The organism is Bacillus sp. FJAT-25509 (assembly GCF_001420605.1).
Classification (GTDB): Bacteria; Bacillota; Bacilli; order Bacillales; family Bacillaceae_G; genus Gottfriedia.
On record NZ_LJIZ01000008.1, the window covers coordinates 69,674 to 96,046 of the forward strand.

The 26,373-nt window shown below is 33.6% G+C and carries 24 protein-coding genes; 21 read left to right on the forward strand and 3 right to left on the reverse strand.

Features of this window, described 5'->3' with window-relative positions:
* Positions 1–7 precede the first annotated feature (7 nt).
* A complete protein-coding gene (locus tag AN960_RS05560) occupies positions 8–1,357 on the forward strand; it encodes an FAD-binding oxidoreductase (RefSeq protein ID WP_056468046.1) in 1,350 nt (449 codons plus the stop codon).
* A gap of 97 nt (positions 1,358–1,454) precedes the next feature.
* On the opposite strand, the gene AN960_RS05565 is transcribed toward AN960_RS05560, so the two are convergent.
* Positions 1,455–1,652, reverse strand: a complete 198-nt coding sequence (locus AN960_RS05565; protein WP_056468048.1) for a hypothetical protein — start codon at positions 1,650–1,652, stop codon at positions 1,455–1,457.
* Between the two features lie 171 nt (positions 1,653–1,823).
* Between AN960_RS05565 and rpiA the strand changes: the two genes are divergently transcribed.
* From rpiA to AN960_RS05585, 4 genes are all read left to right on the forward strand, one after another.
* The gene (gene rpiA / locus AN960_RS05570) at positions 1,824–2,492 is read left to right on the forward strand and encodes a ribose-5-phosphate isomerase RpiA (RefSeq protein WP_056468050.1); all 669 of its coding nucleotides are present in this window, start codon (positions 1,824–1,826) and stop codon (positions 2,490–2,492) included.
* A 112-nt stretch (positions 2,493–2,604) separates the two neighbouring features.
* Positions 2,605–3,459, forward strand: coding sequence for a carbon-nitrogen hydrolase family protein (locus AN960_RS05575; protein WP_056468052.1), 855 nt, complete (start codon positions 2,605–2,607; stop codon positions 3,457–3,459).
* Positions 3,460–3,493: 34 nt separating this feature from the next.
* A complete protein-coding gene (locus AN960_RS05580) occupies positions 3,494–4,165 on the forward strand; it encodes a GNAT family N-acetyltransferase (RefSeq protein WP_056468055.1) in 672 nt (223 codons plus the stop codon).
* Positions 4,166–4,180: 15 nt separating this feature from the next.
* Positions 4,181–4,852, forward strand: coding sequence for a hypothetical protein (locus AN960_RS05585; RefSeq protein WP_056468058.1), 672 nt, complete (start codon positions 4,181–4,183; stop codon positions 4,850–4,852).
* Between the two features lie 123 nt (positions 4,853–4,975).
* On the opposite strand, the gene AN960_RS05590 is transcribed toward AN960_RS05585, so the two are convergent.
* Complete coding sequence (locus AN960_RS05590) at positions 4,976–5,707, reverse strand: hypothetical protein (RefSeq protein WP_056468061.1); 732 nt, start codon at positions 5,705–5,707, stop codon at positions 4,976–4,978.
* A gap of 365 nt (positions 5,708–6,072) precedes the next feature.
* Here AN960_RS05590 and AN960_RS05595 point away from each other — a divergent pair, with 365 nt between their 5' ends.
* The 6 genes from AN960_RS05595 to AN960_RS05625 all read left to right on the forward strand — a co-directional run bounded on the left by AN960_RS05595 (position 6,073) and on the right by AN960_RS05625 (position 11,703).
* Positions 6,073–6,369 (forward strand): hypothetical protein, encoded by a 297-nt coding sequence (locus AN960_RS05595; protein ID WP_056468064.1) that lies wholly within the window; start codon positions 6,073–6,075, stop codon positions 6,367–6,369.
* 213 nt (positions 6,370–6,582) lie between these two features.
* On the forward strand, positions 6,583–8,310 hold the full coding sequence (locus tag AN960_RS05600) for an AAA family ATPase (protein ID WP_082459381.1): 1,728 nt from the start codon (positions 6,583–6,585) through the stop codon (positions 8,308–8,310).
* A 726-nt stretch (positions 8,311–9,036) separates the two neighbouring features.
* On the forward strand, positions 9,037–9,489 hold the full coding sequence (locus tag AN960_RS05610) for a VanZ family protein (protein WP_172795396.1): 453 nt from the start codon (positions 9,037–9,039) through the stop codon (positions 9,487–9,489).
* A 23-nt stretch (positions 9,490–9,512) separates the two neighbouring features.
* Positions 9,513–9,842, forward strand: coding sequence for a hypothetical protein (locus AN960_RS05615; RefSeq protein WP_056468072.1), 330 nt, complete (start codon positions 9,513–9,515; stop codon positions 9,840–9,842).
* A gap of 206 nt (positions 9,843–10,048) precedes the next feature.
* Positions 10,049–10,861, forward strand: a complete 813-nt coding sequence (locus AN960_RS05620) for a DUF5995 family protein (RefSeq protein WP_056468073.1) — start codon at positions 10,049–10,051, stop codon at positions 10,859–10,861.
* A 134-nt stretch (positions 10,862–10,995) separates the two neighbouring features.
* Positions 10,996–11,703 carry a M48 family metallopeptidase gene (locus tag AN960_RS05625; RefSeq protein WP_056468075.1) on the forward strand — a complete coding sequence of 236 codons (708 nt, stop codon included), beginning with the start codon at positions 10,996–10,998 and terminating at the stop codon, positions 11,701–11,703.
* Positions 11,704–11,766: 63 nt separating this feature from the next.
* Here the strand turns inward: AN960_RS05625 and AN960_RS05630 are convergent, their stop codons facing one another.
* Complete coding sequence (locus AN960_RS05630) at positions 11,767–12,261, reverse strand: acyl-CoA thioesterase (protein ID WP_056468078.1); 495 nt, start codon at positions 12,259–12,261, stop codon at positions 11,767–11,769.
* Between the two features lie 364 nt (positions 12,262–12,625).
* On the opposite strand from AN960_RS05630, the gene AN960_RS05635 reads away from it, so the two are divergent.
* The 10 genes from AN960_RS05635 to AN960_RS05680 all read left to right on the forward strand — a co-directional run bounded on the left by AN960_RS05635 (position 12,626) and on the right by AN960_RS05680 (position 26,268).
* Complete coding sequence (locus tag AN960_RS05635) at positions 12,626–15,157, forward strand: vitamin B12-dependent ribonucleotide reductase (protein WP_156339628.1); 2,532 nt, start codon at positions 12,626–12,628, stop codon at positions 15,155–15,157.
* A 275-nt stretch (positions 15,158–15,432) separates the two neighbouring features.
* On the forward strand, positions 15,433–16,131 hold the full coding sequence (gene vanR / locus AN960_RS05640; RefSeq protein WP_056468082.1) for a vancomycin resistance response regulator transcription factor, VanR-F/VanR-M family: 699 nt from the start codon (positions 15,433–15,435) through the stop codon (positions 16,129–16,131).
* A complete protein-coding gene (locus AN960_RS05645) occupies positions 16,124–17,236 on the forward strand; it encodes a HAMP domain-containing sensor histidine kinase (RefSeq protein WP_056468088.1) in 1,113 nt (370 codons plus the stop codon). Before vanR ends, AN960_RS05645 begins: the two co-directional genes overlap by 8 nt.
* 102 nt (positions 17,237–17,338) lie before the next feature.
* On the forward strand, positions 17,339–18,253 hold the full coding sequence (vanY, locus tag AN960_RS05650) for a VanY-A/VanY-F/VanY-M family D-Ala-D-Ala carboxypeptidase (RefSeq protein ID WP_056468091.1): 915 nt from the start codon (positions 17,339–17,341) through the stop codon (positions 18,251–18,253).
* A complete protein-coding gene (locus tag AN960_RS05655; RefSeq protein WP_056468094.1) occupies positions 18,250–18,642 on the forward strand; it encodes a VanZ family protein in 393 nt (130 codons plus the stop codon). Before vanY ends, AN960_RS05655 begins: the two co-directional genes overlap by 4 nt.
* Before the next feature lie 418 nt (positions 18,643–19,060).
* On the forward strand, positions 19,061–20,539 hold the full coding sequence (locus AN960_RS05660; RefSeq protein ID WP_056468097.1) for a protein adenylyltransferase SelO: 1,479 nt from the start codon (positions 19,061–19,063) through the stop codon (positions 20,537–20,539).
* A 229-nt stretch (positions 20,540–20,768) separates the two neighbouring features.
* Positions 20,769–21,689, forward strand: coding sequence for a DMT family transporter (locus AN960_RS05665; RefSeq protein ID WP_056468099.1), 921 nt, complete (start codon positions 20,769–20,771; stop codon positions 21,687–21,689).
* A gap of 161 nt (positions 21,690–21,850) precedes the next feature.
* Positions 21,851–22,189, forward strand: coding sequence for a hypothetical protein (locus AN960_RS05670; RefSeq protein ID WP_056468102.1), 339 nt, complete (start codon positions 21,851–21,853; stop codon positions 22,187–22,189).
* Between the two features lie 7 nt (positions 22,190–22,196).
* Positions 22,197–24,449, forward strand: a complete 2,253-nt coding sequence (locus tag AN960_RS05675; RefSeq protein WP_056468104.1) for a glycosyltransferase — start codon at positions 22,197–22,199, stop codon at positions 24,447–24,449.
* Between the two features lie 52 nt (positions 24,450–24,501).
* A complete protein-coding gene (locus tag AN960_RS05680) occupies positions 24,502–26,268 on the forward strand; it encodes an LTA synthase family protein (protein WP_082459382.1) in 1,767 nt (588 codons plus the stop codon).
* The last annotated feature ends 105 nt before the right edge of the window (positions 26,269–26,373 follow it).

Genomic DNA, 26,373 nt, shown 5'->3' on the forward strand with positions numbered 1-26,373 from the left:
ATATTTTTTGGAAAAGACAAAACTTACTGGAAGGATTGTTACCCCAGATAATCCAGATTATGAACAGGCTAGAACAAACAATACTTTAAACAATCCAAAATTCCCTAAAATCATTGTATTTTGTCAAAAGAAACGAGATGTATTAAATGCTTTGAACTGGGTGAAAGAAAATAATATGCCATTTAGAGTAAGAAGTGGCAGGCATAACTATGAAAATTTTTCACTTGTAGATGGTGGTCTTGTGATCGATGTTAGTGAAATGAATACGGTTAGTGTAGATTGCAAAAGCATGACCGCAAAAATACAATCCGGGGCTGATTTAGGGAAGGTATATAATATACTATGGGAAAATGGTACGACAATCCCAGCAGGCACTGAAAGTAGTGTTGGTCTTGTAGGACTTACACTTGGCGGTGGTATCGGGATGCTTTCGCGCTTGTATGGTCTTACATGTGATAATCTACTTGAAGTAGAAATCGTTGTATCGAATGGACATGAGAAAGCTAAACTCATTAAAGCAAATAAGAACAAGAATAGTGATCTTTTTTGGGCTTGCTGTGGAGGGGGAGGCGGGAATTTTGGTATTGTCACGTCGCTTAAATTTAAAGTGCACCCAATTTCAACTGTTTCAATTTTCTCGATTATATGGGAGTGGGAAGACTTTGAAGCCGCTTTTGATGCCTGGCAAAATTGGGCAATTAACACGGATAAAAAGCTAACTTCAGAAATTGAATTTAAATCTAGGGAAGTAAATCAAATTATTGCTCAAGGGGAATTTGTAGGCCCGGCAACAAAATTGAATGAACTGCTTCGGCCACTAACAGAAACTGGCTCACCTATAGACGTAATGGTAAAGGAAGTACCTTATATAGAAGCTGTGCATTTCTTTGATGATCCAAGTGGTAATGTTCCAGCTTATAAAAAGAGGTCAGGATCTTTTCTAAATCAAACTTTTCCAAAGAGAGCAATCTTGATTATGAAAAGTTTTTTAGAAAATACACCAAATGGAAATTCTAGCATATGGCACCAATCTCTTGGAGGCGCAGTAAAGCGAATTAGGCCAAATGAAACAGCCTACTATTACAGGGATGCCATTATCGCTCAAGAATATCTTGCTAATTGGAGCACACCTGAAGAAGAACGAGAAAACAATCAATGGGTCGAAGAGTTAAGGAATGCCTTATCAAGATATACTACTGGTGATTACGTAAATTGGCCTGATCGGTTTATTAGAAATTGGCCAACAGCATATTATGGTGGTAATTTAAATCGCCTTAGAATTGTGAAACGAGAATATGATCCATTCAATCTATTTAAATTTCCGCAAAGCATTCCACCTTTTATTAGTTGGTTTTAATGTGAAAAATTCATAAAAATTTAGTGAAAAACCGATCGATTGAATTTCCAAATAGGTCGGTTTTTCTCATAAGTTAGAAGTTACTAGAAATCGGTTCTTATTGCTCCGAATTACTATTTTTAGTGCCCTTTATAAAGATAAAGTAATTACCAATTATTGAAAATAATAGCAGTGCAAAACCGAAAATAACAATTTGGTAGTTTTTATCTAAGTAACCAAAATAACAACACACGATCGTAACAGGTAAAATCATTAAAATGATGCAAAACTTAAGAATAAAATTAGGGACATCCATATAGTCTTCACCTTACTTAGTATTTTTTCATTTAGTTTTTCTTCATTAAAATTCTTTATTCAAAATATTTTTATACAGTACTATTAAATTGAACATCCTATCGAAAAATGAAATTTGGAATTATTACTTATACTAATTAAGAAATAGAATAACAAAATAGAAGGTGTAAAAATGAATGATAAGCAAATAGTAGGAGAAAAGGCAGCAGAATTTGTAAAAGATGGTATGGTCGTTGGTTTAGGCACGGGATCTACAGTTTTTTATACGATAAAAAAGCTTGGGCAATTAGTTAAGGAAGGACTGCAGATAAAGGGTATTCCGACTTCCATTCAAACTGAAAAGCTTGCTAAAGAGGCTGGTATTCAATTAGTAAACTTTAGTGAAATTGATCAGATTGATATTGCAATTGATGGTGCCGATGAAATTAATTCAAACTTTGAATTAATTAAAGGTGGGGGAGGCGCACTATTAAGAGAGAAAATCATTGCGAAAGCAGCTAAAACATTTATAGTAGTAGCAGATCCAACTAAGATGGTAGAGAGATTAGGTAAATTCCGACTTCCAGTAGAAGTTATTCCATTTGGCATGGAAATGACGATGAAACATATTATGGCAATCGGTTTAAGTCCAGAACTTCGTTTAAATGGAGCGACTCCGTTTATTACTGATAACGGAAACTATATTTTTGACTGCAACATACTTAATCATATTCAAACTCAAATAGTAGAAAGAGAGCTCAATTTAATTCCAGGAGTGGTAGAAAACGGATTATTTGTTGGAATGACTGATCTGGTTATCACCTTAGATAAAGATGGAAGTGTAGAAATATTAAGTAAATAGTGATAAATAAGTTATTTTATAGATGTAATGAAGAGTACATACTTGCCCGTTCCTTCTATCTATTCAATAATAATAGTAAGAGATAAAGAGTTAATGGGAAGAGGGGGATTATATGCAATTAAGAGTTTCAGCCGTTCAATATCATCTTCACACAATAAACTCCTTTGAAGAGTTTGAAAATCAAGTCGAGCATTATATTAAGACAGCAGCGGAATTTGAAGCGGAATTTATCATTTTTCCGGAATTTTTTACAACCCAACTTATGTCAATTGGAAATGAAAAAGGTGAGGCATTAACGATTCAAGATTTACCTAACTTTACTGAGCAATATCGTTCTTTATTTTTAAAGTTGTCAAAACAATACAATATGCACATTATTGGAGGAACGCATGTTATAAAAAAAGGCAATCGACTATATAATGTTGCACATTTGTTCTATCCAGATGGCCGAATTGGTGAGCAGGCAAAGCTACATATTACACCAACAGAGGTAAATGAGTGGAATATGAGTGCAGGTGACGGTCTAGAGGTTTTTGAGACCGATAAAGGAACAATTGCGATGTTGACTTGCTATGACATTGAATTCCCAGAAATCGTTCGAATGGCAAAAGCGAAAGGAGCAGATGTCATTTTCTGTCCATCATGCACAGACGATCGCCATGGGTTCCACCGAGTTCGTTATACATGTCATGCAAGAGCAATTGAAAATCAAGTATATGTTGTAAATACAGGTACGATTGGTTCACTTCCAACTGTTGATTTTATGCGTGCAAATTTCGGTCAAGCAGTTGTAATCACTCCAAACGACATCCCATTTCCTCCAAAAGGAATTATGGTAGAAGGTGAAATGAATCAAGATATGATTGTTACAGCCGATCTTAATTTAGATTTATTATACAAAGTTAGGGAAAAAGGATCCGTTACAACATGGCGTGATAGACGTACAGATCTTTATCCAGATTGGTAAACTTATTCTTTAATAGAAAAGAGAGGTTTAGCACATGTATCGAAAGGAATTTTTTGTTTTCGACCAGGACAAACCAGTCCCAGTGGTAATCCGTCATTATAATGAGAATGACTTTACTGATTTAATCCGTATTCAACAAGAAAGCTTTCCTCCACCATTCCCATCGGAACTATGGTGGAATGAGGAGCAACTTAAAAATCATGTAACACTTTTTCCAGAGGGAGCCTTATGTATGGAAGTAAATGGTCAAATGGCGGGTTCGATGACAGGTCTACTTGTTCATTTCGATCCTAGCCATCCTGACCATTCGTGGGAAGAGGTTACTGATCATGGTTATATTCGTAACCACAACCCAAACGGTAATACACTTTATGTCGTTGATATCGGCGTCAGACCATCCTATCGAAAATTAGGTTTAGGTAAATGGCTAATGTTTTCGATGTATGATGTTGTTGTACATCTTGGTTTGGAAAGATTGCTCGGAGGAGGCAGAATGCCAGGATTTCATAAAGAGGCGAATAACTTGTCACCCGAACAATACTTAGACGCTGTAATAAAAGGGGAGCTAAAGGATCCAGTTATTAGTTTTTTACTGCGATGTGGTCGTACCCCGGTTAAGGTAGTAGCTAATTATTTAGAGGACGAAGAATCATGTAATTATGGGACTCTAATGGAATGGAAAAATCCATTTAAACATTCTAATTAAAGGGAGAGAAAGAAAATGGAATATAAAAGAATTACAAATATCAATGACCCATTATTTAAACAAATGCATCAATTAATGCAAGATGTATTTCCCCCAGAAGAAGTATTAGAATTCGATCTTTGGAAAGAGCCTTTGGAGGATCCAGGAATTCGTGTTTTTGTTGCTGTCCATGAAGAAAGAGTAGTAGGTGCTACAGAATATCGCTATTATGATGATTTTAATGTTGCTATGACTGACTTTACAATATTAGGCCAAGCTGGTTTAGGAATCGGTCCTTATTTGGCACAAAATAGATTAGAAGATTTACAGACATTAGCAACTGAAAATAATAAAAAATTATCAGGTATGTTTGCTGAAATTTACGATCCATATCGAGTAGAACACCATGAGTTTGGCGGCGTTAAACCAATGAATCCATATGTTCGTCGAGAAGTTTTAGCTCACCTTGGTTATAAGCGTCTAGATTTTGAATATATTCACCCATCATGGAACAATGACGGTGAAGCGGTAACAGGTCTAGATCTTTGTTTCCTTCCTATGGATGGGGAGATTAATGAACTTCAATCGGACTTAATCGTAAAGTTCCTAAAGCGTTATTATACAGTATTACCAAATAAGCCAGAGTCTTGGTATTCAATGATTGAAAACTTAGAAGAGAAAGAAAAAGTCGCATTAGTCTACTTTTAAGTGAACATAAAAAAAGCTTTTCGATAAAGTCTAATTATAGACTTCGAGAAGCTTTTTTTATATTCGATCTAATGAAACTAAAAGTGTTTTCGAACAATCCTTTATTTGAGAATTACCATATTTTTAGTCTGCTTGTTTTTGTTTTTCCTCTTTTTTATTGCTCACTGAAGTAGTATAGGATTTTGGCTTATCGGATCCATTTATAATTTTATAAATATAGTCAGTTGTTAGTTTATAGCTGTCTTCAAGTTTTGTCGTGATATAGCTTGCTCGTTCAAAAATAATCGAGCGTATGTTGTTGAGCTGATGAGAGATTCTATCCATCATTGCTTCTTGAGTATCAAGGCGATCTAAAACCCCATGTTGAAATTCCTCTTGCTGTAATAATCCATGAGCTACTTCATTTTGTTTTTCAATTAGCTTATCAAGTTGTAATGAGAGAGCTTGATTATCAGTTTCACTTTTTTCCAATCGCTTTGCTAATTCTGTATAAGCTTCATTTAAACTAATCATTTGAGTAATCAACGTTTGTTTTTCCAGACTTTCATTTGCGTCTGATGTATTTAACCGCTGAATCATGATTCTTTCAAATTGTTCACGCTCACGGTTACTCCCTATGAGACTACTTATTTGATTTTTAACATGATTCCACTGACTTGTTTGCAATTCTTCTAATTGCTCATATCGTGGCTTTAATTCAGAGATGGATTTTTCTAGACTCATGTTATTTTTTTGTTGTTCTTCCATTAGTTCAGCTAAATAATTATGCCGAACATGCCCTTGATTCGGTGTTTGTATTGTTTCATTATTTTTAAAAACATCAGGGTGTTCATTCTTATTAATAAATAATCCCACTACTATTTCTTCCTTTCTATGTTTTTTTACTAATATTTTATGTTCAAGTACAGATGGGGGAACTTGGGTATGTTTAGTTGGGCTATAGTGTAGCTTGAAAACGGCGATTGGTTAGGAAATTTGAAGTATGTAATGTTTTGTCTCCCCTATAAAAAATTTTAGTAAAAGAGTATTTTTAGTAAATATGAAGTGGGAACTAAAGACTCATTTTAGCAATTAATCTCTTATTAAATTAATATGATAAACACAAGGATAAAGAACAGAACAATGGTCTTTAAAAGCTACAAAAAAATATCTGAAAATTAAGTGAATTCATATCACCAGCCTATTTTCTTTGAATAGTATGATGTAAGGTGGTGATAACTATGGATTTAGGCTTCGGACTTGCGGATTGGATGCTATATACTATTTGGGCAGTTACTGGATTAATGCTTCTTGATTTTGTAATAGCATTTATACGTTCATTCTGGAAAGGTTCATTCGATACATCTTTTATACTAGGATATTTAAAGGATATTCTATACTTCATTTTTCCACTGAAGTTTTTAATAACAATGTTTGGACTCGATCCTACTGGATGGATTTTAATAACATTTTATTTCATTGCTGGAATCGCAATCGTTATTAAGTATTTGAAAGACATTTTTAGTAAATTTCAATAATTATTGAAAGCTCTCTTACAAGGAGGGCTTTTTAGTTTGAAATCAAGTTTAAAGTACTTTGTATACGCACTTAAAAAGCTAATGTCAAAGAGGCTTTTTTATTTTATTTAAATGAACAAAATTATTTAGTTTTTGCATACATATATTTCTAGGCACCAATGGGCTGGTTTTTTCATAGAATATTCAAAAAATTCCCTAGAAGGAAGAATGTTTATGACAAAATATCAATGGGTTAAATGGCGAAGAGTATTAATTTGGTTAGCTGTAATTGTGTTTATTGGTGTTGTGCTTGTTAAAGGAGGGCCAACATACTGGAGTGTAGCAATATCGATTGTTAGTCTTTTATTTCAGTTCGCTGTTATGATTTTCATGGCGATCATCCAGTTTGTAGCAATTTTCTGGTTTCTAGCCAGAGGTCGTACCTATTGGATCTTACCAGGTGAGACAGGGTCGACGTGGGATGATTATCGTGGGAACCCTGAGATTGTTGAAAATGCAAAACGAATCGTAACACTATTAAAAGGTGTTAAAACGTTTAAAGAGATGGGAGGAGAGGCAATTCGTGGATTGCTGCTTTGCGGTCCTCCAGGTACAGGGAAGTCTTATCTTGCACAAGTTATTGCGAATGAAGCCCAAGTACCATTTGCTTATGCCTCGGCTCCAAGTTTTCAAAACATGTTCTTTGGTGTAGGGAATTTGAAAGTAATGGGAATTTACAAAAAGGCTAGAAAGTTAGCTAATATTTACGGAGCGTGTATCATTTTTATCGATGAAGTCGACGCAATTGGTATGTCTCGTCAAGGGGGGGGAGCCGGTGGTGGTGGATTGTTCGGTATGGGAATGGGTTCTGGATTATTGAATGAGCTATTACTACAAATGGATCCTCCAAACATTGATAGTTCTAAAATAGCAAAATTTCTTCGCTCACTCGGCTTACGTAAAAAGAAAGCAGAGCGTCCCCCAGTTCTAACGATTGCAGCTACAAATTTACCTGATGTACTTGATCAAGCATTACTACGACCAGGGCGTTTTGACCGAAAACTTTGGGTAGATTCTCCTGATTATGATGGACGTATTGACGTTTTCCAATATTATCTAAAAAAAGTGAAAATCGATTCAACTTTAACACCAGAGCGAGCTGCTCTTGATACGATTGGATATAGTCCTGCACAAATTAAACATATAGTGAATGAATCTGTCGTAATTGCTCATCAACGAGGTGCTGAGCTTGCAAATTACACTGACTTCCGAGATGCAATGGAAACGTATGAGTGGGGACTTAAGCAGCCACTTAGATCGATGAGTGAAGATGAGAAGAGAAATGTAGCGTATCATGAAGCAGGTCACGCCGTAGCTCAATATTTGTTAAAGCCACATGATCGAGTATGGAAGGTAACGATTATTCGTAGAGGTGACGCACTTGGTCTGGCTGCGACTAAGCCAACAACAGAAAGATATAATCGAAGCGATAGCGAAATACTTGCAGCAATCCAAGTTTGTTTGGCAGCAAGAGCAGTAGAAGAAGAGTTTCTCCACAAGAAATTAAACGGTGTCACATCTGATTTACAACAAGCGACCCTACTTGGTGGTGCATATTTAGGTTTAGTTGGAATGGGCGACGAGCTATTCAGCTGGAATGCATTAGGCTCTCAAGCAGAAGGCCTTAGAGCACTACGACCAAAAATTAACCTTCTTCTAAAAGACCAAATGAACCAAGTAAAAAAACTTGTTACTGAACACGCCGATTTCGTACACTCAATCGCACAAGAGCTACTAAAAAGAGGCGACTTAACAGGCGAAGAAATAGAAAATCTTTACGAAAGCATTTATGCACGTACGCGTCCTGAACCACCTATTGTAAAGATTGGGTCCGTTTATGAAAAAAATATTCAAGGATTGCTTAAAGATTTTGATAAATTACCTGACAGCGATCAGAATTAGCCGAAACATTAGTACTTCATTGATTAAATATAAAGAGAATCCACAAGGTAATTGCCTTGTGGATTTTTTTCAATTGTAGTCATCAGAAATTGTGAACAAATTTAGAATAATGATTTAATTTCATCTTTCCTTCACATTATTGAAACCAATTAATAGAGAAACTGAAATATAATAAAAGTCCAATACATAGCAAGGAGTGAATTTAAATGAAGAAAAAGTTCTTAGTAACAATATCTAGTTTAGCTTTATTATTTGTTATGATGGCCCTACAGCATTTGCCGCATCTTATTCCTCAACATATAAAATGTATCATGGAGTATTAGGTAAGGTTTGCGTTAAATTAAAGAAAGGGAACGTCGTTAGGTTCTCTACTACACCAAACAAAGATAATAGAGCCTCAGGGAAATATAAAATTGGAACTCATCTATATCAACAAACGGGTTATGGATATATAAGTGTAGGTGAAAGTTGGAATTACGCACATGTTTCAGATTCTAGTACTATTAAAGTAGAATACTCTGAACCTCATTATTTTTACTTAGAAAATCAATCTTCAGGAAATGAATTTTTTAGCGGAAATGTAACAATTAATTACTAATGGAAATAATTATTGATCCTAATCTATTTCTAATACTGAAAATTGTTGTAGCTCTATCTATCATCTCTATAGCTATTAATTTTGTTAAACACAAAAATAAAAAAAAGTTTATTGAATATATAGTGAGTTTGGGTCTTTTTTTATACGTAGCTGGAGTAGTTAAAGTAGCGATTTTTCCATTTCATATTTTTATAGGTGATAAACATCCATTTAATATTTATTTACTAAATCAATATATCGAACTTTTGCCATATCGCAGTATTGTCATTTCTCTAACAAGAGGATTATGGATCCAGGTTATTGGAAATATAATTATGTTTGTACCATTAGGTGTTTTTATAGGTTTATATAAATCTAATTATTTATTTAAAAATCTAATTTTACTAGTTTTTTTATATAGTTTATTAATTGAAATTACCCAGTTATGTATTTCATTAATAACTGGTTATCCAAGTAGAGTATTCGATACAAGTGATTTAATTCTAAATACAATAGGTGGTTTAATTGGTTGGTGGTTTTTAAAAATTTTATCTACAAATCTGCCGGCAAAAATTATTAATATTTATAAACTCAAAAGGTGAATTTTTAAATAAGGAGAATGTTTTTGAAATACAAGAACAATTTATTAGTTATTTCTATTATTTTTTTTAGTATTTGCTTTTTAATAAGTGCAAGATTAATCTCTAATTCATTAGATAGTATTACAAGAAATCAACAAATTGAAATGAATAATAAAGATTTAACGCGTAATTCGGAATTAATAAATGAAGTAGATTTACAAATGTATTTAGGTCTCACGGAAAGTGAGCTAACATCATTACTAAATCAATATAAAAATACCAAAAATCCAATGCCTATCATTAAAATTGAGGGAAAAACATTTTACTCTATAAAAGCAATCGATATTTGGTTAAAAAATATTGGTCAAAAATAAATAAAAAGAGCACTCATGATGAGTCGCTCTTTTTTTGTTATTTAAGCAAAGTTATGAGGTATTCGCAATAACGAAGGAATTCTCAAAAGACAAACTGAATATCAAAAGATAGCCCTACTATTAAAAGTATCTTTTCAACACTAATAGCATATTGATTAACAAATCTAATTCAACATACTTGTCACAAAATTTTAGGAGAGTGAGTAATGAATAGTTTGTCAAAGCAAATAGGGAACGCAAGTACAATCGATGATGTAATTGAACAATTAGATGAGATTATTTCAATGAGTAATAAAACAAAAAATAAACTAGGTTATTTTGCTTCTTTATATCGATTGGTAACGATTAAAGTGAAAGATGGAATTTTAACTAATCAGTTCGAAGACGGAGCAAGAATGGAAAGTCTGGATGTGAATTTTGCAAACTTCTATTTAAAAGCACTTAAAAATTACTTAAATGGGGAACCTTTAAGTCTCAGTTGGCAATTGGCGTTTCGTCACGCTGAAAAACGTCAATCTATTTTGTTACAGCATTTATTGCTTGGCATTAATGCTCATATTAATTTGGATCTAGGAGTAGCAGCTGCAAAGGTATGTCAAGGCTCTGATATTTTATCTCTTTACAATGACTTTATGATAATAAATAGTATTTTGGCGTCACTAGTGGACGAGGTAAGGGATGACATGGATCGAATTTCGCCGTGGATTGGATTTTTAGATCACGTTGATCCAAAAGCTTCAAAGGCAATAATAAACTTTAGCCTAGAAAAGTCACGAAATTATGCCTGGGATTTTGCGAAAAAGCTTGCTGCAGCTAGTGAAGGTGAGTGGGAAGGGATAATTAAAGTGCATGATAATGAGGTTGCATCGATTGGTAACATGGTCGCACGTCCAAGTAGTTGGATGCTGAAGGCTGGTTTATGGGCAATTAGTTTTCGAGAATCCAAAAATATTGAACGAAACTTAGATCTTTTAAATCATAATCGGTTTGAAACTTCAACTGGCGCTATTCAAATGTAGGGTGAACTTGAGTAAGAAGCTTACTTTGAAAAACTTAAGCTTCTTTTATTGTATACTATATAAGGTAGCTAAGTTTAAGGATTGGAAATTAAGAAAAGTAATTAAAAGGTTAATTATATTATAGGTGATAAAAAATGATACATACATATTTAAACGAAACAATTAATTTTAATATAAAGTATAAAAAGCGAAAATCGATCGGTATTTATATAGATGCTTATGGAAATGTTGAGGTTCAGGCTCCTAAAGATGCATCTGATCAAAGTGTCATTGAAGTTTTAGAAGCTAACTGGGAGTTGATTCTTCAAAAATCAAATGAAATGAAGGAGCGACTTCGTGGTCCAAAAGAACGGACTTATGAATTTGGTGAGACATTTCTTTATTTAGGGAATTCATATCCTATCCAAATTTCACACGATGAAAGTATTCAACAAGATCAGGTAGTTTTTGAAGGAAATAGGCTAAATATTATTGTAAAACAACTAGAGGATGAACGAATAAAACAGGCACTTAAAAGATTTTATTATCAACAAATTAAAGCAATAGTTGAAAAAAGTATTCAGAAGTATCAAAGCAATTTTAAAGTAAAGCCGTCGTCTATTCGTATTACTGATAGTAAAACAAACTGGGGGACATGTGATTCAAAAAGGCAACTAACATTTAATTGGAAATTAGCAATGGCACCGCAAAAGGTGATTGACTATGTAGTTGTTCATGAAATGTGCCATATGGTTCATATGAATCACGACAGGTCCTTTTGGCGACTTGTAGGTAAAATAATTCCAGAATATAAGGAAAGAGAAGAGTGGTTAGCGTTATCTAGTTGGAAAATGACTGTATAATTTTCAAGTTTAATGTACTATGTCTACAAACTAAAATGGGAACGACAGTTGTCGTCCCATTTTTTATTTTTTGTAAAAAAAGTCTGCTAATTCCTTACTTTTAAGTCTTCTATTTTTACGGATTTTTGCGCGTTCTTCTCCGCCTTGATATAAGAATTTTTCTTCCTCAGTTTCGGGAACAATTTGTGGAACTTTAACTAAATTTCCATCTTGATCTAAGGCAACAAAAGTTAAAAAGGCGGTTGCTGCGATTTTCTCCTCACCCGTTTTTAAGTTTTCTGCAGTTACTTTAACGAATACTTCAAACGATGAGGTACCAGTCCAAGTTACATAACTTTCGAATGCGACCGAATCTTTCATCGTGATCGGGTGAAGAAAGTCCACTGAATCAGTTGAAGCAGTTACAATTGAAGATCGGCAGAATTTCATTGCTGATATACTTCCGATTATATCTAAGTCATTCATTAATTTTCCACCAAACAAAGTGTTATGACTATTTACATCATTGGGAAGAACTAAATTTGTTCTAATGACTCTCGTTTCATTACAAGTTACCATGTGTTTTCTCCATTCTTTAATATCTATAAATTGTACACTATTTAATAGAGAAATTAGCATGCTTATTTAAAAAAATATATGAACAATCTTTCTATTGAAGGTTATTTATGAGTAAGGAATTCTTGTAGTTATTTTTAAACATCAGGTAGTAAAATTTTTATTTGTCAATGAAATTTGTGGGAAATAGAGCAAATTTAAATAAGTTTATTTCAGTCGTTTACATTGACTTTTACTTCTTAACTCGGTATATTTATATCTTGTTGAGACGGGATAAATACTACATATGGGTGTTGAAAATAAAGAAAACACCTATATATCGATATATGGTAAAATCGATATAATCTTTTGCGAGGAGGAACAGGTGATGATAAATACAATAATTGATGCTGAATTACCTGCGAATATACAGAAATTAAATCAAGACATAATGCATTTTCCAATGATTACACCTATTGATCAAAAAATGCATAAAACAACTTTTAAAGGTGTATCTAGAACGGTAATGTTAGATCGATACGCATTTAAAGATATTAAGCTTGTTACATTAGGTGTAGGTGACCTAGTTGTACTAACATATAAGGATGATCCAAAGTTTCCTCGTCGTGGTTATGGTGAAGTAATTGCTATTGACAATAGTCAGGAAGAAGTAACTGTTCAATTAGATTCTCAGTTTGAAGACGGAGCAATCATTACAGTTGCATTTAATAAAGTAGACAAACCACTTGAAATCTTCTACGAACAAATTGCAGACCGTGTGGCACGTGGGCTTGCATCTGCAGAAACTCCAGAAAAATTCTCCGAAGTAAAAGATATGTTTTATGAAATTTTAGCTAACAAAACTTTTGTACCAGCGGGACGTGTTTTGGCTGGTGCCGGTACAGGCGCTTCAACAACATTCTTTAACTGTTATGTAATGCCTCATATCCACGATTCTCGTGATGGGATTGGTGAGCACCGTAAGAAGGTAATGGAAATTATGTCACGTGGTGGTGGCGTTGGAACAAATGGATCAACTTTACGTCCTCGCGATGCAATTGTATATAGTGTGAATGGACGCTCAAGCGGATCAGTTTCTTGGTTACATGATTTATCTGAATTAACTAATTTAGTTATTCAAGGTGGTTCAAGACGTGGTGCGCAAATGATTATGATGAACGTCAACCATCCTGATATTGTAGAGTTTATCGTATCAAAGAACCAAAATCCAAAGGTTTTACGCTATATTGCGCAAACTACAAAATCGAAATTAATTCGTGAAGAAGTAGAGCGTAAATTAAAGTTCGAGCCAATTAGTGCAACTGAAAAAGCAGCTTATGAAGCATTAATTCATATTGCAACAATTGAAGGGAAATTAAATACACCTGAAATAGAACAGGCAAAAGAACTGCTTAATGATGGTGGTAAGTATTCAGTTCACAACCCAGAGTTTTTAACTGGTGCAAATATATCTGTTTGTTTAACGGATGATTTTATGGAAGCAGTTGAAAATGATGGAGAATACAAGCTTCAATTCCCAGATTTAGAAAACTATGATGATGAAATGCGTTTAATTTATGATCAAGAATGGCAGGAATGTGGAGATGTACGTGAATGGGCTGCCCGTGGATATGGTGTACGAACGTACCACACTATAAAAGCAAAAGAACTTTGGGATTTAATCAATGTGTGTGCAACTTATTCTGCTGAGCCAGGCATCTTCTTCTTAGATAATGCAAATAAAATGACGAACGCTGTATCGTATGGTCAAAAAGTAGTTGCAACAAACCCTTGTGGAGAGCAACCACTTGCTCCATTCTCTGTTTGTAACTTAGCAGCTGTTAACTTAGCCGAAATGACGGAAAATGGCAAAGTTATCTGGGAAAAGTTAAAGCAAACTGTTCAAATCGGAACAAGAATGCAAGATAACGTAATCGATGCTACGCCATATTTCCTAGAAGAGAATACAAAGCAAGCAAAAGGTGAACGCCGTATTGGATTAGGTGTGATGGGATTACATGATTTACTAATCCGTTGTGGCCTAGTTTATGGATCAGAAGCCGGCAACAAATTAGTTGATGAAATTTTTGAAGTGATTGCAACTACTGCTTATAAAACTTCAATTGATTTAGCGGAAGAAAAGGGAGAATTCCCGTTCTTATCGACTTTTGAAGATGGACGCGAACGTTTTATTAACTCAGGCTATATGAAAAAAATGCCTGAAGAAATTCGTGAAGCTGTTTTAGAAAATGGGATACGTAATTCGCACTTACTAACAATTGCTCCTACGGGAAGTACTGGAACGATGATGAATGTCAGCACTGGACTTGAGCCTTATTTCAACTTCGTATACTTCCGTTCAGGACGTTTAGGTAAATTTATTCCAGTTGTAGCTGATATCGCACTAGAATGGTTAGAAGCTAACGGATATGAAGTAAATGAAGAAAACGTTTATGAGATGATTGAACATCTTCCAGAACAATTTGTTGGAACAATGGACCTTTCTCCAGAAGCGCATGCTGATGTTCAATGTATTATCCAAAGATGGATTGATTCTTCAATAAGTAAAACAGTTAATGCTCCTAAAGGTTATTCTGTTGAACAAGTAGCAAAAGTGTATGAAAGATTACACAAAGGTGGAGCAAAAGGCGGGACTGTTTATGTAGACGGTTCACGTGATGCCCAAGTACTATCGCTAACAAATGAAGAAAATGATTTAACAAATGTAGAACTAGAAACAGTTGAAAATAGTAAAGCTGCAACGAAAAACGATACTGATGAAACTACTCAAGCTAAAACAGGTAACGTAGGTGTAGAAAACGGCGACACTTGTCCAATCTGCTTAGCAGGTACTGTAGTTGAACATGGTGGTTGTAATACATGTGATAATTGCCAAGTTCAGTTGAAGTGTGGAATTTAAAAGAAAGTGAAGAAATACCTCTTTAGATGTGATGATCTAAAGAGGTATTTTTTATGTCTAAAGAATTTTGAAAAAGTTAAGTCTTATTCCAAAATAGACCATATTCTTGAAGAATAAGAGGAAATAATAGAAAATAAGACAGAGCCTAAAGTTTATTGGGCAACTAAAGCTAGCGGTAACTCACATTGCTAATTCAAATCTTTTTAGAGAAATCATCGTTAGGATATTTAATTGGATAATCATCCACTGAATGTAACGATAAATAGGAGGAAAAGATGAAACCTATATCTATTTTAATAGCGGATGATGAACAGGAGATTGCTGATCTGGTAGCATTACATTTAGAAAAAGAAGGATATCATGTTATTAAAGTTTCGGATGGACATGAGGCAGTTCGTGTAGTCGAGACCGGGTCGATTGATTTATTAATATTGGATATTATGATGCCGAAAATGGATGGATATGAAGTAACTCGGCTCATTCGTGAGCGGTATAACATGCCGATAATATTTTTGAGTGCTAAAACATCTGATTTCGATAAAGTACAAGGTCTGGTCATTGGGGCAGATGATTATATAACGAAACCATTTACCCCGATTGAATTGGTTGCACGTGTGAATGCTCAATTGCGGCGCTTTATGAAGTTGAACCAACCAAAAGTAGATGATCATAAAGGTATCTTGGAATTTGGTGAAATAATGATTTCCCCTGATCAACGTACAGTTAAGCTTTATGGTGAAAACATCGAGCTAACGCCGAAAGAATTTGATATTTTGTATTTATTAGCCAGTCATCCAAAGAAAGTTTTTAGTGTAGAAAATATTTTTCAGCAGGTATGGGGTGATGCATACTTTGAAGGTGGTAATACCGTAATGGTACATATACGCACCTTGCGGAAAAAACTCGGAGAAGATAAGCGGAAAAATAAGTTAATCAAAACAGTTTGGGGAGTGGGGTATATATTCAATGGCTAAATTTATATACGGTTTTCGTTCTAAAATCATCGTATTATTTGGCTTAAGTATGACTCTGGCTGGTATGATAACCTACATAATTTTTAAAGGATTACAGATTTATTATCATACGATGGTTCGTTACGGTGACCCCTTGGCTCAGCTTCGTCGATTCATACAGAGTATTGGAGACGTTAACTTCTTTTTATTTCTATTTATCCCACTTTCGATATTGTTTTTCTATTTACTGACTAAGCCTTATTCTACATATTTTCAAGAAATATCAAACGGCATTCATTATCTTGCTGGTGGCAACTTTAAACATCGGGTTTCGATTCAATCAAATGATGAGTTTGGAGATATTGCACAAGCAATTAATCTAGCAAGTGAAAAATTAGAAGAAGCCGTACAAAGAGGCGATTTTTCAGAAAACAGTAAAGAACAGTTAGTTGTAAATTTGGCACATGATTTGCGTACTCCGCTAACTTCTGTGCTAGGTTATTTAGATTTAATCCTTAAGGATGAGAAGTTAACTAAGGAACAAATCAGACATTTTTTAACGATTGCCTTTACTAAATCTCAGCGTTTAGAAAAACTGATTGATGAATTATTCGAAATAACTAGAATGAACTATGGGATGATACCACTTGAAAAAAGGGAAATTAATTTAAGTGGTCTACTTTTCCAATTAAAAGAAGAATTGTACCCAGTTTTCGAGAAAAATAATTTGATTGCTCGAATGAATCTTCCGCCTCATTTACCTATTTTGGCTGATGGAGAGATGTTAGCTCGTGTGTTTGAAAATCTTTTAACGAATGCAAATCGTTATGGATATGATGGTCAGTTTGTAGATATTAACGGGTTTGTTGATGCAAAAGAAGTGATTGTTCAGATTGTTAATTATGGAGATTGTATTCCTCCGGAGGAACTTCCATTTCTTTTTGATATGTTTTATACCGGTGACAAAGCACGGACGCATCAAGAAGATAGCACGGGTCTTGGTTTATTCATCGCAAAGAATATTGTAGAGCAACATAATGGAACAATTACGGCCGACAGTAGTATAATCCGTACTGTATTTGAAGTTCGATTACCGCAGGAAAGTGTCCAAATTGACCAAGTTTAAAAGTTTCATAAAGAATTTAAGAAAAATTTAAATTTTACCCTACTTTTTATTTAAAAAGTTTTTCCTATTCTAGAATCAATCAGAATTAGGAGGAACGTGAAAATGAAGAAGTGGGGATTTTTAGTGTTTTTAGTAATTTGCCTGAGCTTTACATTCGTTAATAAGGGAACGTCTCTTCAAGATAAAGTAGAGATTCAAAGATATAAAAAAATTAATAATGAACAATTAGATCACAAAGAGACTGCTGAAAGTTTCCAAACGAAGAGCATTACAAAAGAAATGGTCTATAAAGGAAACTTACTCTTGATTAACAAAAAATATCCTGTGCACCAAGAAAGTATAAAATCAGATGTTGTAAACTTATTTACTTACAAAGAATTGAAAAAGGAATACGAATTGCTTGATACTAAAATTGAATTGTCAGAGGATGTCGCCCGTAACTTTTCGGAGATGATTGTTGTTGCTAAAAAAGAAGGGGTTCACCATTTTACAATTAATAGTGGCTTCCGAGACTTTGATGAGCAAAATGCACTTTATCAAAAGATGGGATCTGACTATGCCTTGCCCGCCGGCCGTAGTGAACACAATTTGGGTCTATCTCTTGATGTTGGATCTACCGAAATGAAAATGAATGAGGCACCTGAAGGTAAGTGGCTAGAAAAAAATGCTTGGAAATACGGCTTTATTATACGCTATCCAAAGGATAAAACGTCAATTACAGGCATTCAGTATGAACCTTGGCATATTCGTTATGTTGGATTGCCACATAGTGTGATTATGGAGGAAAAGAATTTTTCTTTAGAAGAGTATTTAGATTTCTTAAAAAAACAAAAGTCTATTTCCGTTACTATAAATGGCGAAAAATACGAAATATCTTATTATCCAGTTACTAAAAATATGAACATTCAGGTGCCAACCAATCTTCATTATGAAATATCAGGCAACAACATGGATGGTGTGTTTGTAACTGTATTTCATAACTCAACAAATCTTAAGGAGGATAGCTTAGCGGAATGAAAATAATAAAATTAATGAACAAAATTTTTGTTTCAGCATTATTTGTCTTTTATATGTATGCAGTAATTAGGGTCATTCTATTTAAGTTCCGCTGGAGAGATCTATCCTTTCTTTCGTATCAACTTCAGACTAATCTCGGGAATCCTGTTAATCTCATAAACGAATTGAAAATGGGAAATCTTATCCCATTTAAAACTATATTCATTAATATTAATACTCTATCATCTTGGCCTGATTTTAGTAATTTGGTTGGGAATATCGTAGCTTTCATCCCATTTGGAATGTTTCTTGTTCTTTTATCTAAAAATAGAGGGATGTCATTCATAGGCGTATTCGGTCGATCTTTGATTTTTAGTTTATGCTTAGAAACATCTCAAGTTGTTTTTTAGTTAGGAATTTTTGATGTGGATGATTTAATACTAAATACCTCTGGGGGATTGCTTGGCTATTGTGCGATCAAGTTTTGTGATAGGGTTTATAATAAATTTATAGATATATCAGGCGTTGGCCAAGATAGAGAGATTGTTGATAAACAGGAATTTTAAAATTTCGAGGAAGACCATATCATTAATAATAGGACTGGTTATTAGGTAAGAAACGGCTGCTATGAAGTAGCCGTTTTTTTTTGTTAAATCAGCTAATTGAAGTTATGCCTTTTTCAGGCAATGTTAGAATATATTGAAGTTGTGGAGTAGAAACTAACGTGAGGAATGGATTGTGAAAACAAAATCATAGAAAATCTATGGTTTTTTTGTTATATGTAGAGAGTAATTAATAAAAAAGAAAAAAGTGGAAAAGGGGGATAAGATGACTCAGGGAAATGTAAAAAGTGATGCAGGATGGAATTTTGATAATAGTTATTCAAAATTACCGGAATTCTTTTTTGCTACTCAGGATTTAAATCCGGTAAGTTCACCGAAATTGGTTGTTCTAAATAAACCGGTAGCATTATCACTTGGTCTAGATGTTCAATCACTTCAAAGCGAAGAAAGTGTAAATGTTTTTGCCGGAAATCAAGTGCCAGAAGGTGGATTGGCACTTGCACAAGCATATGCAGGGCATCAGTTTGCACACTTCAATATGCTAGGGGATGGAAGAGCTTTATTACTCGGTGAACAGATCACTCCAAAAAACGAACGATTTGATGTACAACTTAAAGGTTCAGGTAGAACACCTTATTCACGCGGTGGAGATGGTCGTGCAGCACTTGGCCCGATGCTTCGGGAATACATTATTAGTGAGGCGATGCATGCGCTTGGGATACCAACTACAAGGAGTCTTGCCGTTGTAACGACGGGTGAACAAATCCAGCGTGAAACCCGATTACCTGGGGCAGTTATGACCCGAATTGCTGCTAGTCATATTCGTGTTGGTACGTTTCAGTATGTTTCAAGATGGGGTAGTGTGAATGAACTTCAAGAACTTGCTGACTATACAATCCAAAGGCATTATCCAGAAATTGATCAAAATGATCCAAACCGATATCTTTCACTTCTTCAAGGAGTCATTAAACGTCAAGCTTCCTTAATTATCAAATGGCAACTTGTTGGTTTTATACATGGTGTAATGAACACTGACAATATGACAATTAGTGGTGAGACAATTGACTATGGTCCATGTGCATTTATGGATACATACGACCCAGGAACAGTTTTTAGCTCAATTGATCTTCGCGGTCGTTATGCATATGGAAATCAACCAAAAATGGCTGGATGGAATCTTGCGCGATTTGCTGAAACATTATTACCTTTATTGCATGATGATCAGGAAAAAGCTTTAGAAATAGCACAGAATGCAATTTCAGAATACCCTATTCTTTATGTAGATAATTGGATTGCAGGAATGAGGAAAAAGTTAGGAATATTTAATGAAGAAGAGCAGGATAAGTCATTAATTGATGAGTTACTTGAAATAATGGAAAAGTATAAAGCCGACTATACGAATACGTTCAGAGCATTATCATATGGTATTCAAGATGAAATGCCTTTGTTTACATCATCTGAATTTAAACAGTGGGAGAAACAGTGGCAGGAGAGATTAAGTAGACAATCAGAAACAAATGAAGCATCTCTTCAACTGATGCGAGACAATAATCCGACCGTAATCCCAAGAAATCATCGCGTAGAAGAAGCATTAGAAAAAGCGGTAGAGAACGGAGATTATAGCGTGATGGAGAAATTGCTTAAAGCACTTTCTAATCCTTTTATTGAATCGAAGGAACAGATAAATTATTGTACACTACCTCCTGACCCAGATCGTCCTTATCAGACTTATTGTGGTACTTGATTCTATTCATATATTTTTATAGTACAAATACTACCTTTATCTATAGGTAGTATTTTATTTTTTTAGTAAAAACAAGGAACATATTTTTAGTGAATCTGAGCATACACTTTGAATAAAAGTCGAAAATTTACTATATTAGAAAAAGTAAATTAAAAGTTTTCTGAATGATAATATAAGAGGGCAAATTTCCCTCTTTTTATATTTAGGCCAGTAGAAAGAAGTGGGGAAGTTGAAGAAGCAACAAATTTATATCATTTTATTTTGTATTATGGTGGTATGGGGATTTAATGTAATTGCAACAAAAGTTCTCGTAGAGAACTTTATGCCAGTTACGATGACAGCTATTCGTGTTTTCACTGCTGGAGTAAGTGTTTTTATTATTTTATTTTTAATAAAAAAAGTTCGTTTACTTACTAAAAAAGAGTTTGGGTATGTATTTTTTGCGATGCTATTGAATGTAGTTGCACACCATTATTTTTTATCAATTGGTCTTTCCCAAACTTCAGCATCAAACGGAGGTCTAATTCTAGGAATGGGGCCGCTTTTAACAGCCTTATTGTCGGTTTTCTTTTTAGGTAGTACTATGAACTTTGTTAGAATTTTAGGCGTTTTATTTGGTTTTGCAGGTGTTGCTTTTATTGTCTTCCAGAGCGGAGGAGGTTTTCATGGCGTTTCGCATGGAGATTTTTATGTGTTTTTAGCAATCTTAGCTCAAGCATCTAGCTTTGTTTTAATTAAAAAAGTTTCAAAGACTTTAGATCCACGGTTAATGACTGGATATATGCTAGTGATGGGTTCGATTATATTATTTGGAATTAGCCAAATACTTGAGCCGGGTGGATTGGCTAGTATGGTGCATCATTCAGTAGGAATTTGGGCGGTATTTTTTGCATCAGCAGTTGTTGCAACAGCTATGGGGCATATGCTATATAATTTTGCTCTTGGTAAGGTTGGCACAACAGAGGCGGCTATATTTTTAAATTTAAATCCATTCTTTTCACTTATTGGTGCGGTATTATTTTTAGGTGAAAAAATTGTTTTAACTCAAGTAGTCGGTTTTATTTTAATTTTAATAGGTGTGATGTTTGGTTCAGGAGTATATGAAGATGTATCCCGCAAATTTAAAAGGGATAATCAATTCCAAATCTAAATTCAAAATAGTATAACCATGTATCTTAAGACAATTTACCAATAAGGTGATTGTCTTTTTTTATTTTAAGAAATGATTTCTAATTCATTTTTTCATGAAAAAAAACTACAAATTTAGGGCATATTATAAAGTATTCAAGCTATTAGGAAGGACTCATCAAGATGCCAATCGATCCAAGAACTCAATCATTAAATGCAGAAACAATTGAGAATGAACTAGAAATACCTAGTTGGTTTACAAAATTAAACAAGCTTAAATCTAATTTAAATAATTTGGAGATAGAGTCTCAGTTTTATGAACAGTTCTTAACCGTATTAATTAATGAAGAAACAGCGTTAGAGCTGCAATATAAAAATATAAAGTATATTGAAAAGCTAGAGAATGAAATTCAAATAATGGAAGAACGCTATCGAAAAGTAATGCACTCAAAGCTTGGCAGATTAATTCAGTTTTATTGGAAAGCTAAAAGATGGCTTTTTAGAAAGATAAGAGGTTGGTGAGTAAGTTTTGAACAAATTTGAAATTCAGCAAAGGTTAGAAGAAATTGAAAAAATTAAGATCGAAATTTACCAACGAATGAATAAAGAAATCCCGGAAGACTTAATATTTTCAAAATATCATTTTAAAAAATTAATAAACGGTATTAGCGTAATCGTCCCGACATATAAAGGTGAAAAAGTTATAAGAAAATGTATTGAATCATTAAAAAATCAAACTTTATCACCAAAATATTTTGAAGTGTTCTTTATAATCAATGGAGAAAAAGATCATACCGAAGAGATATTAATGAATTTCATTAAGGAACATAATATAAATCACTTTAACATTCTTCATTCAGAAGAAGCTAGTGTTTCATCTGCAAGGAATATGGGAATTCAACAAGCGTCAAAAAAATACATTACATTCTTGGACGACGATGATTACATTTCACCGAACTTTCTTGAAAAACTATTCAATCATGCTGATGAAGAATCTGTTGTCATTTCACAAGTTGTGGACGTAGATCTAGAAGGTAATAGTAATCCTAATAACCCTGTTAACTCTCAAATAAAAAAAGCGTTAGATACTAAAATTTATACTTATACTGATTTAAATAGTGTTTTAACAATGAATGCTTGTAAATTAATACCAACAAAGAAAGTAAAAACGCAACGCTACGAACTCGGTTTAAAAAGTGGAGAAGATGTAGTGTTTTTTACTAAATTATTTGCTTTGCATCATTTTCATCTAAAGATTGTCCCATTAGAAGATCAGGCAATTTATTATCGTGTTTTAAGAGATAACTCAGTTTCTAGACGTAAAAACTCATTTGAGTTTAATGTAAAAGAACGTTTGGAAGTAATGAAAAATCTTGATGTTTTACTAGGAGAAACGAATAGTCCAACAATCCAACAATTCATTAAAGGTAAAATACACGCTCAATACGGATTTATAGATCGATATATAAACAATAGCAATGAATTGAGAGAACAAGTAATTGAAGAAGTAAATAAACATTGTTTCGTCTATTTCCCTTATTTTAAGTTATACAATGGAGAGACGCGTTCTTTAATTATTTCTTATTGTTTTCCACCGTACGTTGATACAAGTGGAACTGTAATGGCTAAGCGTATTATCGAAAATAATGAAGTGGTGGATGTAATTTATAATAATATGTCGAAGGTAAGGGAAGTTGATTATCGACAAAATGCAATGGTAGACGGTTTTATTAATAATCGCATGGAAATATCTTCTGCTAGTAGTTTTAAACAATGGAAATCAATGAAAGATTTTATTAAAAAATCTCTTAAGGAAATTAAATTTAAAGAAAGAAAAAATGGAACATACCATAAAATCTATAGCCGAGCACTGTGGCCTGCTTCACATTTTTTAGCATTTGAATACAAATTAAAAAATCCAAAGGTAAAATGGGTTGCAGAATTCTCTGATCCGATCCTATTAGATATTCATGGGAATGAACGGAAGTCAGCAATTATTGATTTAGGGTTTTATAAAAAAGTAAATGCACTTTTAAAGAAAAAAAACTTCCCACTAGCGTTAAATAACAATATGTTTTTTTGGTGTGAATACATTGCCTATGCATTTGCAGATGAAATTGTTTTTACAAATGAAAATCAGTTGAAATACATGTCAGAAATGTTCCCAATGCAGGAAATGAAAGAAGTCATTTTAAGTAAAGCAAAAATTTGTAATCAACCGACATTACCGAAGCAATATTATCACGTTAAAGCAAGTAAATATAGAATTGATGAAGACAAAGTGAACTTAGGGTACTTTGGTACGTTTTATCAAACGAGGAAGTTAAATGAAATAATTGAAGGGCTTAGTTTAACTAAACCTGAATTAAGAGATAAAATTAAACTTCATATTTTTACTTCTGATCCAAAATCACTTGCAAATGAACTTTCGGGAGAAGTAATTGAAAAACATATCAAAGTAAATCCATATGTTAACTTTTTAGAGTTTTTAAATTTTACAACAAAATTCGATTGTCTAATTGTTAACGATGCGTTTACGAAGGATTATAAAAATATTAATCCATACTTACCTTCTAAATTGAGCGACTACAAAGGTAGTGGGAATAATATATGGGGAATTTTTGAAGAAGGCAGTATTCTAAGTAGATTTGAAACGAAATACAAATCAGAGATTGGCGATATTGAAGGTGCTACTAAAGTGTTTGAATCTTTAGTTACGGAGAAGTTAATTCAACAATACAAGCAGCTTGATGAAGCATTACCGAATGAGAAATTAATGTAATAACGAAAAAAACAAAGTTAATTATTATAATTTTGTAAAGGGTAGATTCTTCATGATTAAAAAGGGTTTTAATTTGCTCGGACCAATTCTAATCGGATTGGTCTGTAGCTATTTACTTGTAATTTGGTCTCATAATTATTTGTGGAAGAACAATGTGAATCTTTATCAGAATTGGATTATCACGGATTTTTTTAAGTGGAACTTTATGATTGTGTCAGTTGTTGTATCAGTATTAATCATTGGGCTTCTTGTTCTAGGCTATAATGTTTGGTGGATTTTAATTACGATTGTAGGTTCAATTGGGATTTTTTCATATGCGCTATCAGAAAAAATAAAATATACTGGAGAGCCTTTTCATCCAAGCGACTTATTTTTCCTGCGTGACCCAATCGTTTTTTTACAATTTTCAAAGCTTCCATTTCTTCTCAAATGGGGAGCATTAATTGGAATCATAACATTTCTTTTTTTAGGGACTTTTTTTGCCTATAAAAAATGGAGAAATGCTTCTGCAAGGAAAAATAGTCTACGCTTTTTACTAATTGTATTTCTTGGGGTCTTTTTTACAATTGGTTCAAAAGAAGGCTATGCTTATTTTGTAAAAAACTCAAATGTTGAATATATACCTTGGAATTACGAAACTAGTGTTGAAAGATATGGTATGTATCCAGCATTTTTAGTAACTTATGTAAATAGCAAGCGTGGAGAACCTCAAGTATCTAATGAAGTGAAAAATGAGGTCATTAAAGAGATCAATTCTTTAAAACCACTTTCCAAACCTAAACAATTACCAGATATTTTAGTGATTCAAAGTGAGGCCTACAGCATTCTTGATGACATGAAATTAAAATGGGACTCTGATCCCAATGCACCTCTTCGCTCTATAAATGAAGGGATTCATGGAACTTTAATAAGTAATACATTTGGAGGACGGACGGCTAACGAGGAGTTTGAAGTATTAACTAGTCTAAAATTAAAACGTAAATTCGAAGAGCGGACACCATACCAAGAAGGAAAAATGGGTAATAGGCCATCACCTAGTTTCATTCAAGATGTTAGAAACTTTGGTATGGATACAATAGCCCTTCATCCATTTAAAACATCATTTTTCAAACGAAAAGAAGTTTATCCTAACATAGGATTTAACCAGTTCTTGTCAGAAGCAGATTTATCTTCTTGTGAAAAGTTTGGTTCATATTTATCAGATGAGTGTAGTTTGAAAAAAGCATTATCATTAATTAGTAAAAAAGGGAGCCAATTTGTATTTTTTGTGACAATGCAAAATCATTTTGATTGGCGTAAAGGCCATTTTCCTGAAGAAAACATGAAAGTTAATGGAGTACCGATGGATGAGGATTTAAAAGGAAAAGTGGAGAGTTATGCAAGTGGGATTTATAAAAGCGGCAATTCTCTCGTTTCAGTATGGCAAGAAATAAAAAAACGTAAGAATCCTACAATCGTCCTTTTTTATGGTGACCATCGTCCAACATTTGGCGATAAAAAGGCAACATACGAGCAGTGGGGAGCACCAGTGGAGAAGAGTGAAGAAGAAGATTGGTATAATGAAACTCCGATGTGGATTTGGAGTAACGACAAAAATACAATGGACAAGATCCGAAACTATTCGAAGCCATTTTTAGAGAAAGGAAATCTTAAATTAGAATCATACGAAATTGCACCACTTTTAATGAAAGTTCTAACAAACGGTCAGATTGAACATTCATGGTATGACTGGGTACTTCAAAAACATTCAAATGATATTTGGGATTGGGTAATCTATGATCGAGTATATGGTGAAGGAATAACCTTTAATAGAAAATAAAAACGGGCCAAAAGGGCCCTTTTTTATTGGGAAAAACTGACTTATTTTAATACTTCGGAAAGAAATCTGATTGCATTTTAAAAGTGTTTACATAAATTGGGAGTT

What these genes read in the sequence shown, in the direction of transcription:
- AN960_RS05565 (WP_056468048.1), bottom strand. Translation starts at nt 1,652, where the DNA reads ATGGATGTCCCTAATTTTATTCTTAAGTTTTGCATCATTTTAATGATT.
- rpiA (WP_056468050.1), top strand. Translation starts at nt 1,824, where the DNA reads ATGAATGATAAGCAAATAGTAGGAGAAAAGGCAGCAGAATTTGTAAAA.
- AN960_RS05575 (WP_056468052.1), top strand. Translation starts at nt 2,605, where the DNA reads ATGCAATTAAGAGTTTCAGCCGTTCAATATCATCTTCACACAATAAAC.
- AN960_RS05580 (WP_056468055.1), top strand. Translation starts at nt 3,494, where the DNA reads ATGTATCGAAAGGAATTTTTTGTTTTCGACCAGGACAAACCAGTCCCA.
- AN960_RS05585 (WP_056468058.1), top strand. Translation starts at nt 4,181, where the DNA reads ATGGAATATAAAAGAATTACAAATATCAATGACCCATTATTTAAACAA.
- AN960_RS05595 (WP_056468064.1), top strand. Translation starts at nt 6,073, where the DNA reads ATGGATTTAGGCTTCGGACTTGCGGATTGGATGCTATATACTATTTGG.
- AN960_RS05600 (WP_082459381.1), top strand. Translation starts at nt 6,583, where the DNA reads ATGACAAAATATCAATGGGTTAAATGGCGAAGAGTATTAATTTGGTTA.
- AN960_RS05620 (WP_056468073.1), top strand. Translation starts at nt 10,049, where the DNA reads ATGAATAGTTTGTCAAAGCAAATAGGGAACGCAAGTACAATCGATGAT.
- AN960_RS05625 (WP_056468075.1), top strand. Translation starts at nt 10,996, where the DNA reads ATGATACATACATATTTAAACGAAACAATTAATTTTAATATAAAGTAT.
- AN960_RS05630 (WP_056468078.1), bottom strand. Translation starts at nt 12,261, where the DNA reads ATGGTAACTTGTAATGAAACGAGAGTCATTAGAACAAATTTAGTTCTT.
- AN960_RS05635 (WP_156339628.1), top strand. Translation starts at nt 12,626, where the DNA reads ATGATAAATACAATAATTGATGCTGAATTACCTGCGAATATACAGAAA.
- vanR (WP_056468082.1), top strand. Translation starts at nt 15,433, where the DNA reads ATGAAACCTATATCTATTTTAATAGCGGATGATGAACAGGAGATTGCT.
- AN960_RS05645 (WP_056468088.1), top strand. Translation starts at nt 16,124, where the DNA reads ATGGCTAAATTTATATACGGTTTTCGTTCTAAAATCATCGTATTATTT.
- vanY (WP_056468091.1), top strand. Translation starts at nt 17,339, where the DNA reads ATGAAGAAGTGGGGATTTTTAGTGTTTTTAGTAATTTGCCTGAGCTTT.
- AN960_RS05655 (WP_056468094.1), top strand. Translation starts at nt 18,250, where the DNA reads ATGAAAATAATAAAATTAATGAACAAAATTTTTGTTTCAGCATTATTT.
- AN960_RS05660 (WP_056468097.1), top strand. Translation starts at nt 19,061, where the DNA reads ATGACTCAGGGAAATGTAAAAAGTGATGCAGGATGGAATTTTGATAAT.
- AN960_RS05670 (WP_056468102.1), top strand. Translation starts at nt 21,851, where the DNA reads ATGCCAATCGATCCAAGAACTCAATCATTAAATGCAGAAACAATTGAG.
- AN960_RS05680 (WP_082459382.1), top strand. Translation starts at nt 24,502, where the DNA reads ATGATTAAAAAGGGTTTTAATTTGCTCGGACCAATTCTAATCGGATTG.